14 protein-coding genes are annotated in these 14,620 nt (G+C 57.1%); 13 read left to right on the top strand and 1 reads right to left on the bottom strand.

Going from position 1 to position 14,620, the window contains the following annotated elements:
* The first annotated feature begins 1 nt into the window (after nt 1).
* The 13 genes from AXG89_RS33760 to AXG89_RS33825 all read left to right on the top strand — a co-directional run bounded on the left by AXG89_RS33760 (nt 2) and on the right by AXG89_RS33825 (nt 13,715).
* Complete coding sequence (locus AXG89_RS33760) at nt 2–352, top strand: TrbC/VirB2 family protein (RefSeq protein ID WP_062174974.1); 351 nt, start codon at nt 2–4, stop codon at nt 350–352.
* A 46-nt stretch (nt 353–398) separates the two neighbouring features.
* A complete protein-coding gene (locus AXG89_RS33765) occupies nt 399–662 on the top strand; it encodes a conjugal transfer protein (protein WP_062175079.1) in 264 nt (87 codons plus the stop codon).
* Nucleotides 656–3,118, top strand: a complete 2,463-nt coding sequence (locus tag AXG89_RS33770) for a VirB4 family type IV secretion system protein (RefSeq protein WP_062174975.1) — start codon at nt 656–658, stop codon at nt 3,116–3,118. Before AXG89_RS33765 ends, AXG89_RS33770 begins: the two co-directional genes overlap by 7 nt.
* A gap of 26 nt (nt 3,119–3,144) precedes the next feature.
* On the top strand, nt 3,145–3,912 hold the full coding sequence (locus AXG89_RS33775) for a hypothetical protein (RefSeq protein ID WP_062175080.1): 768 nt from the start codon (nt 3,145–3,147) through the stop codon (nt 3,910–3,912).
* Between the two features lie 86 nt (nt 3,913–3,998).
* Complete coding sequence (locus AXG89_RS33780) at nt 3,999–4,967, top strand: type IV secretion system protein (RefSeq protein ID WP_162916202.1); 969 nt, start codon at nt 3,999–4,001, stop codon at nt 4,965–4,967.
* Nucleotide 4,968: 1 nt separating this feature from the next.
* Nucleotides 4,969–6,390, top strand: coding sequence for a TraI domain-containing protein (locus AXG89_RS33785; protein WP_062174977.1), 1,422 nt, complete (start codon nt 4,969–4,971; stop codon nt 6,388–6,390).
* Nucleotides 6,387–8,261 (top strand): conjugative transfer system coupling protein TraD, encoded by a 1,875-nt coding sequence (gene traD / locus AXG89_RS33790; RefSeq protein WP_062174978.1) that lies wholly within the window; start codon nt 6,387–6,389, stop codon nt 8,259–8,261. Before AXG89_RS33785 ends, traD begins: the two co-directional genes overlap by 4 nt.
* Before the next feature lie 11 nt (nt 8,262–8,272).
* On the top strand, nt 8,273–8,791 hold the full coding sequence (locus AXG89_RS33795) for a hypothetical protein (RefSeq protein WP_062174979.1): 519 nt from the start codon (nt 8,273–8,275) through the stop codon (nt 8,789–8,791).
* Between the two features lie 203 nt (nt 8,792–8,994).
* Complete coding sequence (locus tag AXG89_RS33805) at nt 8,995–9,609, top strand: DUF4400 domain-containing protein (protein WP_062174981.1); 615 nt, start codon at nt 8,995–8,997, stop codon at nt 9,607–9,609.
* Nucleotides 9,610–9,921: 312 nt separating this feature from the next.
* The gene (locus AXG89_RS33810) at nt 9,922–10,776 is read left to right on the top strand and encodes a hypothetical protein (RefSeq protein ID WP_062174982.1); all 855 of its coding nucleotides are present in this window, start codon (nt 9,922–9,924) and stop codon (nt 10,774–10,776) included.
* A 10-nt stretch (nt 10,777–10,786) separates the two neighbouring features.
* Nucleotides 10,787–12,520 carry an ATP-dependent helicase gene (locus AXG89_RS33815; RefSeq protein WP_062174983.1) on the top strand — a complete coding sequence of 578 codons (1,734 nt, stop codon included), beginning with the start codon at nt 10,787–10,789 and terminating at the stop codon, nt 12,518–12,520.
* A 42-nt stretch (nt 12,521–12,562) separates the two neighbouring features.
* Nucleotides 12,563–13,003: a hypothetical protein gene (locus AXG89_RS33820; protein ID WP_062174984.1), complete on the top strand. Its 441-nt coding sequence runs from the start codon at nt 12,563–12,565 to the stop codon at nt 13,001–13,003.
* Between the two features lie 22 nt (nt 13,004–13,025).
* On the top strand, nt 13,026–13,715 hold the full coding sequence (locus AXG89_RS33825; RefSeq protein WP_062174985.1) for a hypothetical protein: 690 nt from the start codon (nt 13,026–13,028) through the stop codon (nt 13,713–13,715).
* Nucleotides 13,716–14,195: 480 nt separating this feature from the next.
* Here the strand turns inward: AXG89_RS33825 and AXG89_RS33830 are convergent, their stop codons facing one another.
* Nucleotides 14,196–14,516 carry a DUF4148 domain-containing protein gene (locus AXG89_RS33830; protein ID WP_062175081.1) on the bottom strand — a complete coding sequence of 107 codons (321 nt, stop codon included), beginning with the start codon at nt 14,514–14,516 and terminating at the stop codon, nt 14,196–14,198.
* Nucleotides 14,517–14,620: the final 104 nt, after the last annotated feature.

Raw genomic sequence — 14,620 nt, forward strand, 5'->3', positions numbered from 1 at the left:
CATGAAACACAAGTTTTTCAGTTCCGCCGCTGCAGTCGCACGAAAGTTCAAGCCTGGCAAGCCACTCCTTGTAGGCGCTGCCTTGAGCCTGGTTTCGGCCGCTGCCATGGCTGCTGGCGACTTCTCGTCGCTGACGGGTCTCACCGACATCATCTGCACGATCAGTAATTTGATCAGCGGACCGTACTTGTACGGCATCGGCATCGTGCTGATCACGATCGGTGGTGTGGCAGTGGCGAATTCCGAAAGCAACATCGCCAAGACCTTCTCGGTGGTGCTGGTGGGCCTCGGTATCGCATCGGTTGCCGTGCCGATCATGCGCGACCACTTCCACCTTGCCCAAGTCTGCTGATATGCGCCAGCACAAGGTCAGCCGTGGTTTATCGCTGCCGCGCCAGATGGGTGGGGCCGATCGCGGCCTTGCCATTTTCAATGGCACCCTGACGGCGCTCCTGTGCTACACGAGTTGGAGCGTTTCCTTTCTGGTGGTGGGCGTACTAGTGCACATTTTCCTGCGCTGGAAAAGCTCGACCGACCCATGGTGGCGCATCGTCATGCTCGTCTACAACCGCTATCCGGACGTCTACGAGCCGGGGCCCAATGCCAAGTTCAGCGCGCGTTTTAAGCGCCCCTACGGCTTCGATCAGGACCTCTCATGCTGAAATCCATGTTCACCAAGCGGTCGGTGCAGGAGATCGCGCCATGGATGACCATGATCACGCCAGAGATCGTGCTGGATAAGGACGGGTCGCTGCTGACCGTGTTCGAGTTCGAGGGGATCGATGCCGACACGCCAAACCCGGGGGACATCACCGCCGCGCGCGAAAACCTCGACCACGCGTGCCGCAATTTCGACCACCGGATCACGGCGTGGTGGCGCATGTCGCATCGCCGGGTGAAGGGGGAAACGTCGGGCGAATTCGCGTCCAAAGCGGACGCCCGGATCGATGCCATCAATAGCGCGAACATAGGCAGCGGCAAGTACTTCCGCAATTCACACTCGCTCGCGCTCGCGTTCACGCCGGAAACGGGCATCTCGCGGATCTTTGATAAGGTCGGCTATCACATGACCGTGGGCGGTAAGAATCTGGCGGTGGCCATGTTCGAGGCTGCGAAAGACCTGGTGCTCGCGCGAAGTGCATTCGTTTTCGACCTCACGAAAATTCAGAATGAAATCAAGCGCTTTGAAGCTGTGATCGACGGCTTTGCTGGCGGCGTCACGCGGCTCAAGATGAAGCGCTTGCAACTGCAAAACGCGCTGTCTTTTCTGCATCAAAGAGCCAACCCAAGCACGCCCAAGCGCCGTATGAGGTATCCGGTCACGATGCTCGACACGCATCTCACCGAGACCGAGATCACGATCGGCGCGTCCGAACTCATGTTTGAGTCGGCCCACGGCAAGGTCTACGCGCGCATCATCGGCGTGAAGGAATGGATGGGCTTTCAGGAAGCTGCGCTCGACGTGCTGGCGCAAGTCGACGCGGAACTGGACGTGTGCGTCATGTTCCGCTTTCTGGATACGTCGCGCGCGAGCGCCTACATCAAAAAGATTCGCGGTTTCTACAAGGTCGCCGCTTTCAATCCGATCGCAATCTTGAAGCAGTGGGCAACGAAAGAAGAGCAAAAGAACGATGAAGGCCGCGAGATGCTCGCGAAGGAAGCGGGCGAGGCGCTGGCCAAACTCGACGCAGAAGGGCAGCAGTACGGGTTCGCGAATATTTCGGTTGTCGTCTACGGAAGTACGCCCGAGGAGTGCGAAGACGCGACGCGCCAGGTTGTGGGCGTAATTGGCAACGCAGGTTTCGGTGTGATTCAGGAACGTACAAACCTGTTTGCCGCGTGGAGCGCGACCTTGCCCGGTCGATGGGACCAGCAGAAACGCTTGCAATTCGTCGAGACGCCAGCGGTTTCCGATATCGCGCCACTCACGAGCGTGGGCGAGGGCTCGACAGTCAACGAGTGGCTAACGCAGCAATCGGGCACGAAAACCGGCCCCCTCACTTGCCTGCCCACACGGCATCGCACGTTGCAACACGTAGATCTGCATCACCCGGGCGGCAAGGCGCACGGGCTTGTTGTGGGACCGATCGGAGCCGGTAAGTCGGTCATTCTTAACTACTTCATGTCGCAGACCGGACGCCACAACGCGCGCCGGATTCGCTTTGACAAGGATCGATCGACCCGCATCCCGACGCTTCTTGGTGGGGGCCGATTCATTGATGCCACTGGCCGATTCGAAGCAGCAACGTCGGTCAATCCTTTGTCGCTCCTCTCCGATCCGAAACATTGGCCGTACGTGGCCGAGTGGGTGAAGCTTGTCATCGAGGGCGAAGATTTTACGTGCACGCCAACGCAGGAAACGGAGATCTTCGAGCGCATCAAGACGCTGGCCGAAGCGTACTCGCCCGACAAGTGGCGCCTCTCAGGCTTGATCACCCTTTTGCCCGCTGAATTGCGCGAACGGCTACAGGTGTGGACAGAGGGCCAGAAAAACGGCCGTTTTTTCGATCATGTCGAGGACGGCTTTGCGCTGTCTGACGATCTCTCCATCGAGATGGGGGATTTGTTCCAGAACTATCCCGTGGCGGCCGCGCTCTTCATGGATTACGCCTTTTATCGTATCGCTCAGATCCTAGACGGCAAACGCTACACCGTCATCGAGATCGAGGAGGCAGGCTTCTTCTTTACCTATCCGAAGTTCTACGCCCGTCTGGAAATCTGGGCGGTCACGATTCGTAAGCTCAACGCGGCACTACTCATGGCAACACAGTCTCTCGGACAACTGGCACGAGTCGCCAACTTCGAGATTCTGAAAGAAAACATCCCCAACCTGATCTACCTGCCCAATAGCGACGCGCTCAACAACAAGGGCTTGTACCGCGATGTCTTCGGGCTGACGGATCACCAGATTCAGATGATCGCGAATGCGGTCCCCAACCGTGACTACCTGTGGGTCACGGCGACCCAGACGCGGATGCTGCAGGCAACGTTCTCGAAAGAATCGCTCGCGTATCTGCGCTCGGACGGCCGGGCACAGGCCATTTTGGACAAGCACGTCAACTCTCGTGTGGATAACTGGCAGGACGCGTACGTGCGTGATGTGCTCGCAAACGCTTAAAACCATCAACGAAAGGACAATTGATCATGTTGAAGAAAACGGTTGGTAGGCTCGCTGCAATTTGCGTGATGACGTTGCTACCGTTAAGTGCCGCCCACGCCTTGGGCATCGTGTTCGATCCGACAAATTTTGCGAAGAACACGATTACGGCGGCCGAAGCGGTCAAGTCTGAGGTGTACCAGAATACAAACTTGATCTATCAGTATCAGATGATGCTGAACCAGCTCAAGCAGGCAACCAATCTGAATCCCGCAGCAATGCTCTCGCAGGCGCAGACGATTGCGGGCGACATTGGCGGCTTGAGTAAATACACCGATGGCCTGAAGTCCCTTTACGGTGGCCTGCAAAGCAACGCGCAATATTTGACAAAAGTTGTCTCGCTTGTGACCCAGTCCGGCAAGACGCCGCAACAATGGCTGAGCGACCAGAACACGCTGCTGCAAAACAACGACACGACCGCAAAACAACTGTTTCAGCAGGGTAACGACGTCATATCGCACGTTGGTGCTTTGGCCAAACGCCGCCAAGAAATACAGGATCAGTTGAATCTATCGCCGACGCAGCAAGCGACCGCGGAACTTACGACACACATGCTCGATATCGTGTCCAGCCAGAACGGTGACATGTTGACCATGATGGCGGCCAAGCAGCAAAGCGAGGCTGTGGATACGCAGGCCAAGGTCGCTGACGCGACCGCATCCAACGCGGCGCGGGCAACGTTGCAGTCCAAACAGGATCAGGAGCGCGCTGCCTATCAGAGCTCGATCGCAACCTCGACAGTATTGGGTCAATGATGATGAATATCCTCTTCGAGACATGTTGGCGCAGACTGAAAAGTGCTGCGATCACACTGGTGTTGTTAGCAGCTTTCGGATCTCAAATGGCTCACGCGCAGTTGGTAACACCGGCCGACACGCCTGGGGCGACCCAAACCACTGGAGATTCGGCGAACGCACTCGCGAGCATCTCGAAGCCCGGTGACCTTGGCCAAGGCACGGGCGACGCGGTCACACAAATCGCGAGCTTGTTAGTCAATCTGATTCCGAATGCGGTCACACTGAGCCAGAAAGTCTTGCCCGAGGCGAACAAATTTGCGTGGGCGCTCAGCGTGATAACGATCGTTCTTGCAGGCGTTCGCTTTGCCGGAACGCATCATCCGGTATCGGCTTGGATCGCAGTGTTCGAGGAGATCGCTGTGCTTGGCATCTTCCTCGCGCTGTATCTTGGGTACGCGACGTCGGCGACGGGATTTTGGACGTGGTTCCAAAACCTCGCGACTGCGATCAATGGCTCTAGCCCGGATGTGGCGGGTCAAATGGCACGCCTTGGCGGGACAATATTCGACGGAATGAAAGAGAGCTACGGTGTCTGGGGCACGCTGACTCATCCGGCTCAGGCATTGGGCGATGCGGTGGTCTTGCTGCTTGCATTTATTGTGATGACAGTCGCTGCGATCTTCTACGCGTACTTCACGGCAGTGGGCCAGATTCAGGCCGCAATCGGAATTGTCGTTGGGCCAATCGCGTTGGCATTAGGCTGTTCCTCGTACACCCGTGGTTATTTCCAAAAGTGGCTCGACTGGATGATCAGTGCCGGGATGTACATCGTCGTCGTGTCGATTTTGATGGGCTTGGTTAATACAGCGGTTTCCTCGGCATTTTCGAAGGCGGGCGCAGTGGGCGCGCATACCACCCTGAACGGGGGATATGTGTTTGATCTTTCAGTCTTCATGCTATTGCTTTCTTTAGAAATTCCGAAGCTTGCCGGTATCTTTGGCGGCGGAGCGGGCGCAAGCGGCACGGGCGGGGTGCGCATGGCTACCAAGGTTGCGACCGGTGGGCTTTTCTAATATGTCTGAAATCCACAAACCTATTGACGCTGGCGCACTGCTCAAGCTCTACGAGAAGCGCATCGAGTTAGTTCGACAGTGTGCGAATGAAAGCACGCAGGCCGAGTTCGAGCGCAAGTGGCTTTCTGTGCTGACGCGCTGCGCACTGTGGTTTTCATCAATGCCGCTCACACCAGAGCTTCATCGTGAGCCGGGCGGGGCGTTCAGGGCAACCGTTGAATCGACTTTCTACGCGATGCGGCTCGCCGGCGGGCAGAAATTTGCGGCCGACCTGACCTCAGAGAAGCGCAGGCGGCTTGAGCCCCAATACAACTTCGCCGTGTTCCTGGCCGCAGCCTGCTCGTTACTCGACGAGCCGTGCCGTCACTTTGAATTCACGCGGCTTGTGGACCTCACGCGTTGGAATCCTGCCGCGCATGGAGCGTTCGGGACCTGGGTTGGTAATGGCGGATACACCATTGAGCGCCGAATGGCACCTTTGAAAAGCGAACGGATGCGCACGGCAATGTTCGCGCAGACCGTTATTACGGCGGAACTGCTTTCAGGACTCGACACGGCGGTGCTCGCCGATCTTTTTGGCGCCATCAATCCTGAACGTTCTCCCCAAGGGTTTGAGGCGTTGGTGCACAAGGTGGTGCGTCAAGCCATGGATGTGGCGGTCGACTTCGAGCGCAAGGCGCAACGCGGCGTGTTTGCACCTGTCAAATTCGATGTCCCTTCCGCCGTTCACGTCGCCCTTGAGATTCAACCGCAGCCGGTCGCGCCAAGTGTTTCGCCCGCGTCCGCGCCGGGCGTAGCCGCTGCCGCTCCTGCCGCTCCTGCCGCTCCCGTAGTTCCCGTAGTTCCCGTAGTTCCCGTCGATGGTGCTAAGCCACTTCCGATCTCGCCCAGCGCCGCAAAACCGGTGTCGTGGGTAGATGCGAGCGCGGCATCCCCCGACATTGCGGCGGCGCCTCCAACGGGGCCCCGTCCGGAAGCGATAACGCCGCAGTTCTCGCAATCCTTGCTTGACGCATTGGAGCGCAGTGAAGCGTTGGCAGCGTCGCCGAGTACGGGTGAGACTCGTTCCGAGGCGGGCAATCCCGTCGCCGTGGATCCCGTGGCGGTGACGGTGCCGGCTCCCAAAACAGGTCGCGGCGGACCCATTGACAAGGAACTCGACGAGTTGTTCGGTTCCGGGTCCGTGATGATGCGCGAGTTTTTCCGGGCACTGGCGGACGATGTCGCAACGGGCAAAGCGAAGGTTGCCTGGGAAGAAAAGGGGTTGACGGTTCAAAAACGGCTGATTGGTGCGTACGGCATGACAAGCGACGCGCTGGTTGAGCAACTGAGAAAACGTAGCTTGCTCATGCGGGCGCACGGAAACGACATCTGCATCGTGGAACGAGCGGGGCGGATCATCATGGAGCGTCCAGCCATATGAACTACATCAACCACTTCCGACCAATCTATGAAGTGCGACCGGCCGTGGTATGGGCCGTGGCGATTGTCGGCATTCTTCTGTCAGGCATGCCGTATAGCTGGGCATTCGCTCTGTTCGGCCTGGCGCTGCTGATGATGCGAGGCGTGCAGATCTGGCGCGCGTTGAGTTTTCGCATGGCGATCTCGACCAAGTGGCTGAGCAAGATACACATATCCAAGCTGCTCGCTACGCAGAGAAACATGCGCGAGCGCGAGGATTCGATGTATCTCGGCACCGGCTTTGAATGGACGCAGAAGCATACGCAGATCGCTCACGATATTCTGCGCATGCCGACCACTGATATTCCTTCGTTACCGCGCTGGTTGAACAAGACGGAGTTGGGCCGCGCGGTCGAAGCGCGCATTGAGTCGGTGTTCGCGCCGGCAGACAGCGTGCGCGATCGCATGCCTCAGGGATCTTCCTGGATTCACGGGATGGAACCCAAAAAGGTTCGCGTGCCGTTTCACTACAAGGCGATGGGTGGCCATACGCTCGTCGGTGGCACGACCGGTTCTGGCAAGACTCGTACTTACGAGGTCATCTCCACGCAGGTGATCCACAATCCCAAGGATGTGCTGATCATCGTGGATCCGAAGAACGATGACGACTGGAAGAAGCGCGTTGAGAAGGAGTGCAAGCGCGCCGGCCGGAAATTCCTTTATTTCAATCAGGCGAAACCGGCAGAGTCGATCCGCCTTAACCCGCTGGAGAATTGGTCGCAGCCGTCGGAAATTCCCTCGCGAATCGCTCAGTTGATGGAAGAGGGGCCGTTTCGGGACTTCGCGTTCTTGTTTATCGACCGCGCCGTCAAGGGTGAACTGTACGTTGGCGACAAGCCGAATCTGCGGTCCATCCTCAAATACGCGCAATCCGGCATTGGCACGCTGTTAGACCGCTGCTTACGCCGCTTCTTCGTTGAGCACGGCCTGCCCGATTGGGAAACGCTGGTCGTAAGCTCGACCGTTCAGCAAGCAACGAAGGGCAAGAATGATGTTTCCTTGGTTGACGGAATGGCCAAGCTTTACATCGACCGGTTTGCCTCGGTGGACCGCGGGCATGAAACGCTCGATGGTCTAATCGCGACGCACACTCATGACCGCGAGCACTACATGCGGATTATCGCCTCGGCACTACCACTTCTCCAGATGCTTGCCACGGGCGAAACCGGGTTGATGCTCGCGCCAAAAGCCGACGATTTTGACGACGAGCGCGAAATATGGGATATCGACAAAATCATCAAGCAAAAAGCCGTGCTGTATATGGGTCTCGATTCCCTTTCGAATAACATTGTGCAGAAGGCGATCGCCTCAATGGCATTGTCGGACGTTGCGGCGGTTTGCGGCTCGATCTATAACTTCTACGCCGAGAAGCCCGACGTCGTCCTGATCATCGACGAGATCGCAGAAGCCATCAACGAACAGGTGATTCAGATCCTGAACAAGGGTCGCGGAGCTGGGTTTAAGGCGTTTGTCGCGTTCCAGGCGCGCGCCGACCTTGAAGCGAAGCTCGGAAACGCTGCAAAAATGCTGCAGGTTTTGGGTAACCTGAATAACCAAATAATCCTTAGGCTTGAAGACAGCGACACGGCTAAGTGGTTTTCGGACAAGGTCGGTGAAACGGCGATCCGCGTGGTCAATATTTCGAACAGCACGAACACCACGACCGAGTCGCACGCCATGGAGTTCAGTGGCTCGCAGTCACGCACCCTTCAACTCGAAAAGGCGCCACTTATCCCAATGCGCTTAATTCACAGTTTGCCGAATCTGCAGTACTTTATGCGCATCTCGGGCGGTGCGGTGTATCAAGGTCGTATTCCCATCATCGAAGGCTAATAAAAAAGACCATGTCTGTCGCATTCAAAAACATCATTCGCGACCACAAGCTGTCGCACAAGCTCATCCCGGTTTTTAATGTGGCACCCGAACTTGAGCTCGCGTGTTCCCGCGTGGTCGACTTCGTTGGCGAGCGGTTCCGCGGTGACAAAGGGCCGCTGGCTGCCGAAATGATTGATTCCGCATTGAGCGGTTTTAAACGCGCCAAGCGTAGCGGCGATCAGCATATCGCCTTCATGCAAGGTCTCTTCGAGCCCGCAAAGGCGCTATACGCGCGTCGCTATGTCGCCAAGCGCGGAGAAAAGCTGAGCGTTTGGTCGCCGATGCTCGAGCCGATTCCGCTGTTCGAAGAACGCCACGCGAATTGTGAGTTCGAGACCATCGACGAACGGTGTCCCGAACAAATTACGGAGCGCACAGCAGCGTTTCAACTCGCTTCGCGCGTGCTGCAAGGCGAAGCTTTCCGCGTTTATTTCGAGGAATATGATGTCGCTCACCGTTTCGATCATAGCGAAGTTGTCGGGCGTTGATGAACGCACCGCGCGGCGGGCGCTGGATACTGTCGCCGCATTTGACGAACCTGGGGCCATGCCACCGGCGGAGTTTTCGGTCGGTGCCCCTGCCCGATGCTATGCGCTTGCGACGATTGCAGACCGACGGCCTGGTTTCTTCTGGCTGGGTCTGTTTGCCCTTGTCTCGGTTCCGGCACTGATCCTTTTGCAGATTTTCCATCATGGCTAGTCGCTTCGGCTCGCACCTCAAAGTTTGGTTTCTGCTCGTGCCGGTGCTCGCCATCGCGGTGATGCCGGCCATTCCAGAACGCTCGCTATTCGAGATCCCCGAGGCGGAAACGGCTTCGTTGGTCGCATCGATAGGTGTCGATCGCGCAGACGAGGCTACGCGCTCGGCTAACGCACTATTCAGGCGGTCGTTTGTCGAAAACGGCTTGCTGCGCAGGACGCTCGCCGCCTCGGGACCGGTTGGCGGCATGACGGACGGCGGATTTTCAACCTTCGCTCATACGTGGACGGAGAATTTTTGGCTGCTTGTCTATCGCATGATGTATCGGGCGATGGTCATGAAGCTTTGGATCGTGGGAACGGCTCTTTTCGCTATAGCCATGTTCTTCGACGGAACCGCCCGGCGCAAAATAAAAGCATCTGCGGCAGGCTTCGTGAGTCCTTTGTCGTTTCATCTGGCTGGGCATGGTCTTCTAATGGTTCTCGGAACGCTTTTCGGTGTTCTTGTTGTCCCGATTCCCGTGATTGCCGCATATTGGCTGGTCGTTGCAGCATTGCTAGGCGGCTTGCTTTGGAAGGCAGCCGAGTCGTTCCAATCTGCCAGATAGAAAGGGTTTTGTATGGATTAGCGCGAAAAGACGTACGAAAACCGTGAGCTTTCTTCAGGAGGGGTTATACGCCGTATAACCCCTCCTGTTTTTTTGGGGGTTGCCGATTAGCCCAGTGAGTACAAGTTGTTGGTTTTGCAACTTGGCACTTCTCCCGCCCGATGCAGGGCCAACCGAACAAAGCCGTACGAAATAGCGCGTGTTTTCAATGCTGCTATCCCCGACGTCCCGTAACAATGGCAATCACGGGCAGCGCTCCGCGCGCCTTGTTTTCCAACCACCAACGGGCACATGCCCGCCAGGAGAGGCCGAATGAGCACTGTTGCAGAAACGCTAGTCGATAAGAATGCCGCCAATAACGGCGCGGTTTTGGAACCCGTTTTGTTAGCAAGCGTTCCGACGCCCGCCACCGTCAGTGACGGCGCCGATGACGGCGAGCTGGAGCTTGAGCTGACCCAAATGGAGGCCGACGCCGACCGGTTGCAAAAGGAAGGCGTGATTTCCCAAGACGACGCGACCATGAAACGCGCCGAAGTCGCCAAGACCCGCAAGCTGTTTCGTGACCTGCCCGGCGAAGAACGCATCGCCATCATCAAGCGCCGCCGCGAAATCGGCCGTCAACTTCTTGATCGCCAGTTGTCTGGTGCCGCCGTCGTATCGGCGCATGTACGCCTGAACCACACACGGCTGAAGCCGCTTTTCGAACAGTGGTGGCCGTACCTGAACCGCATGAGCATCAACATGCAGCGATTCGGCAATTCCACATTTGGCAGCGAAAACAAAGAAACCGTGAATGGTTTCTTCGACAAGCAGCTTAAGTCGCTCGAAGAATACGTCGAAGAACAGCACCGTGTTGCCGAAGGCTATCGTGTATCGAAGGAAGCCGAGCTTCGCGCGGCCAACGATTTTGTGTTCGAGCCGACCATTCCGATGCCGGCGCTGGAGATCGAGGTCGAAGCCTACTCGCGGTTTTCGATGCGTATCCTGAGCGCGCTGATGAAGTTCGACAAAGCCATGGATCATTACGACTTCATGGTGTGGAACGGTATTCGCGATCAGTCGGACGTCGACGACGAAACCGTGCGGTTCCTGAAGAAGTTCAACCCGTTGGGCTTGCGTGGCTACATGACGCACCTCCGCCTGATGACGACAGTGCGCGGCTTGTAAGGGTATCGCGATGCTGGACGAACTGAACCCCCAGCAACGGGAAGTCGCCCAGTTGCGCCAGAACTGCGTGGCGATCGCTTGTCCTGGCGCGGGCAAAACCAAAACGATCGCGACCAAGGCGGCGCTCCTGCTTCAGGAAGACGCTGTGATGGTCGGCGCGGTGACTTTTTCTAAAGATGCCGCGCTCGAGCTGCGCGACCGCATCCTTGCTACCGCCGGCAAGGCGGTTAAGAAACGCTTGATAGCTGGAACCTTCCACTCACTTGCATATAAGCAGTTGCAGCGGCCGGGCAGCCGGCCACTCGACATCGCGTCCGACGGCGACCGGCTTGGATTGCTCATCCGGGTGATGCAGGAGATAGGGCGGGAAGGAAAGGCAGAAGACGTCATTCCAACGATCGAAAAGATCAAGACGAACTTCGGCAAATTCGATCCGCAAAGCGAAGACGGGCAACTGTACGCGGCCTACCAAGACGCTTTGGCGAGAAACGGCAAGATCGATTTTCAGGACATGCTGCGTCTGGCAGTCGAGGGCATGGAAAACGGAACAATCCTTCCGTATCCCTTCACTTTTCTCCTCGTTGACGAGTTTCAGGATACCGATCCCCTTCAATACCGCTGGATCGAGCTACATGCGAAGGCCGGTTCGATTGTGACGGTCGTTGGCGACGACGATCAAAGCATCTACGCGTTTCGCGAAGCGCTGGGCTACCGGGGGATGGAAGCATTCATCAAGCAGTTCGACGCTAAACCGGTGGTGCTTGGGAGCAACTATCGGTGTCGCTCCGAAATCTTGACGGCCGCCGATCGCCTTATCCGCAACAACGTCGATCGCATCTCAAAGGTTTTGCGCGCCGAGAAGGGTGTAGGCGGCCGGGTGGCGGCGTCGCGGCACGCAGACGAGTATGAAGAGGCCGTTGCCGCCGTCGAGACACTCGGACCGTTGCTTACTGCGAAACAGTCCTGCGCGATTCTCGCTCGAACAAACCGGATTCTCGATCCACTTGAGGCTGTTTGTCGGTCGCACGGTGTGAAGTATTACCGTGCGTCGGGATCTTCGGTGCTCAGTCGGCCGGAAGGCGCGCTCATGTGCAATCTGCTCGAGATCGTTGAGCGGGTGAAGGAAACCGGGCTGGATTCGGTGCTGGCTCACCTCGGCTTGCGCGCCGAGCAACTGCGGGCGCTTCACGCGGACATGGGTGTCGAACTTCAGCAGCGCAGCAGGGCCGATCTGGTTGATTTGGGTTTGCCCGAAGACGTAGCAACGAACTATCGAGAATTCATGAAGCGGCTTGCCGAATGGCGCGGGCTCTGCGATCGGAAGTTCTACTCGTTGACGCTCTCCGGGGTCAGCGAGTGGATGTTGAAGTACGCAAAAAAAGAGCAAGCGATTCGTGCGATTCAATCGACGTACGACGTTCTTTCAAGGCTCTCGGGAACGTTCGCCGAACGGCTGCTGTTCATGCGTCAGGAGAACAACCAGGCCAAGCCCGGCGCATTGATTCTCACTACCATGCACAGCGCCAAAGGGCTGGAATGGGATCACGTGTGGATCGCACGCTCCGAAGAGACGATCGTGCCGGATGCCAAATCGACTGAACCCGAGGAGCGGAGGCTATTTTATGTAGCGATGACCCGCGCGCGCGAGTCGTTGATGATTTCAGGCACGGCCAAAAATTTTGCGTCCAGGTTTGTGACCGAAGCGCAAATCGAGGCGACCGCTGATTCGGCGCTTGCTGCATAGCAAGTTCAATAAGCGAAGTGCTACACAAAACAAGGAATAAAGTTGAAACAGAAACTGATTTTTGGACAGAAGGCAATCGGCGCCGCTTTAGTCGTGGCGGCAGGAGCAACTGCCATTGGCTCCGCAATCGCCCTCACATCCCTCGCCACGAGCTCCGCCGCCACCTTAGCGATTGTTGGCGAGGCGGCCAACGCCGCGAAAGATATGCGGACGTTGCAGATAGTAGAGCGGTTGACCGGGGACGAGCAGGAAACTGTTCTCACGCAGTATGGGTTCCGTTCGATTAACGAGCTGAATCAAAAGATGGAAAAGCGGCGCATAGCGTTCCAGCAGCAAAGAGAGAACGTAGTGCGCGCTCAATCCGCGTCGCGGTCATCCTTTGCGTTCCTTGTAGCTGCCCTCGTCGCCCTATCGCTCCTGTCTACGAGGGCCGCAGGCCTCTTGTTCAAGAATGCAAACACGCGACGTTCTTTAGCCGCATAAACCGGCGAAAACGCACGAGCGAATGCATTCGAAATTTTTAGTCAATCGACTCGATCCGGCAATCGCTAAAACAAAATCACAGATGAAAAAACTACTCCTAATCGCGTTTTCCTTTTGCTACGTGACGCTCGCCTGCGCGCAGTCTATAGCTGTGCAGGACACAACGGTTTCCGAGACAGCTAGGCCCAGAATCACGGCCGCCGACGGTCAGAGCATCGGTCTCGTGAATACGGTTGGCACCGTATCTACCGCTAAAGTGTCCGCGGGGGATGCATGCCCTTCGAACGGCTTTTTGACCGAAGGCACTGCCGGGACCGCTTTGCTTACTTGCGTCAATGGCCAGTGGCGTGACTTCAAGAACCTTGAGCAGGCTGTGGTGCAGATGACTATCGACGGCTCGCGCGAGAACGCTCGGCCTCGGCACATTCAATACCAGTTTGACACCCATGTTGGCATCCCGACCCTTCATACAACCGAGGAAGCCGCGGTTCAGGTGCATCGGACGGAATCATGGTTTGCCGTCCCGAGTAAGACCGCCGACAGCCTCTATGTGGATACCAACGTACTGACTTTTAACTCGGACAACACTGTCCACGTACTAATCGAGCTGTCTTCGGTTGATGCCGGTCACGAGTGGAGCAAACGTGTCGACATGACCGTGCCGGTGGGCGTGAGGACGATGATCGCGAAGGATGCATTTGGTGACGAGTAACGAGTACGCCATCCGCGTCACCAAACGGGCGTCTTAGGCGCCAATGAAAAAGGCCCGGACATGTGCCGGGCCTTCAAACCAAGGTGGGAACCCCCGTTACCGCCTTGGCGGTATTTCTCTCGTAACTGACCTGCTGCCTCTGCTTTTTGGTTTTATCGTCGGGCGTTTTTTGTCGATCAGCAACCGCATAGTAGTTGACTCCCAACCCGGCCTTGTGTGGGCTTCCCCACATTCGGCTTACTTTTCGTTACAGGTGTTGCTAAATGTGTACGCCGCAGACGCGCGGTTAATAAAGGCGTAGGCGGCATGCTGAGCACACGAGGCGAAACCGATACAGGAAACGGAAAAAAGCCCAGGCACTTGCGCTGGGCAATCCACCGGCAACTAAGCCGATGGGGGAGGTCCTGAAGAAGCAAAATGGCTGCAGTCGGTATCGACAGCAGCCTTTTTTTTCGGTCAAAACCAGACTGCGCAGTCGCCTTAAAGGGCGCGGTAGACCGGATCCATGGCAGTGGCACCGGTGTGCGCAGGGGCGTGATAGCTGCCCGAGGCAGACGTACCGTCAGCAACCCCACCATAGCTCGATTGGTCGTTTTGGGCGGCCACCTTGGCTTCCGCTGCCTGTACTTGAACCGGATAGCTCGTGCGGTCGCCCGTGCCCGGGTTGTATCCGGCCTTTTCCAACTGCACCAGCTCCGACTTCACTTGAGCGCGGGTAACAGGTGCCTGGCTAGATTGAGCGAACGACGACACAGCGGGGATTGCAAGGGCTGCAGCCACGATGAGGGTTGAGAGTTTCATGATGCTTACCTCCGAATCTTGTTTTTGCGCAAACACCCGATTGCGTTTCAGTGATTCTAGTGTAGGTAAACGTCTGCTTAAGATTAACCGCGAAGATGACAAAG

Source organism: Burkholderia sp. PAMC 26561 (assembly GCF_001557535.2).
Lineage (GTDB): Bacteria > Pseudomonadota > Gammaproteobacteria > Burkholderiales > Burkholderiaceae > Caballeronia.

Coding starts and splice junctions, on each gene's coding strand:
- AXG89_RS33760 (WP_062174974.1), top strand. CDS start 2: ATGAAACACAAGTTTTTCAGTTCCGCCGCTGCAGTCGCACGAAAGTTC.
- AXG89_RS33765 (WP_062175079.1), top strand. CDS start 399: ATGGGTGGGGCCGATCGCGGCCTTGCCATTTTCAATGGCACCCTGACG.
- AXG89_RS33770 (WP_062174975.1), top strand. CDS start 656: ATGCTGAAATCCATGTTCACCAAGCGGTCGGTGCAGGAGATCGCGCCA.
- AXG89_RS33775 (WP_062175080.1), top strand. CDS start 3,145: ATGTTGAAGAAAACGGTTGGTAGGCTCGCTGCAATTTGCGTGATGACG.
- AXG89_RS33780 (WP_162916202.1), top strand. CDS start 3,999: ATGGCTCACGCGCAGTTGGTAACACCGGCCGACACGCCTGGGGCGACC.
- AXG89_RS33785 (WP_062174977.1), top strand. CDS start 4,969: ATGTCTGAAATCCACAAACCTATTGACGCTGGCGCACTGCTCAAGCTC.
- traD (WP_062174978.1), top strand. CDS start 6,387: ATGAACTACATCAACCACTTCCGACCAATCTATGAAGTGCGACCGGCC.
- AXG89_RS33795 (WP_062174979.1), top strand. CDS start 8,273: ATGTCTGTCGCATTCAAAAACATCATTCGCGACCACAAGCTGTCGCAC.
- AXG89_RS33805 (WP_062174981.1), top strand. CDS start 8,995: ATGGCTAGTCGCTTCGGCTCGCACCTCAAAGTTTGGTTTCTGCTCGTG.
- AXG89_RS33810 (WP_062174982.1), top strand. CDS start 9,922: ATGAGCACTGTTGCAGAAACGCTAGTCGATAAGAATGCCGCCAATAAC.
- AXG89_RS33815 (WP_062174983.1), top strand. CDS start 10,787: ATGCTGGACGAACTGAACCCCCAGCAACGGGAAGTCGCCCAGTTGCGC.
- AXG89_RS33825 (WP_062174985.1), top strand. CDS start 13,026: ATGCATTCGAAATTTTTAGTCAATCGACTCGATCCGGCAATCGCTAAA.
- AXG89_RS33830 (WP_062175081.1), bottom strand. CDS start 14,516: ATGAAACTCTCAACCCTCATCGTGGCTGCAGCCCTTGCAATCCCCGCT.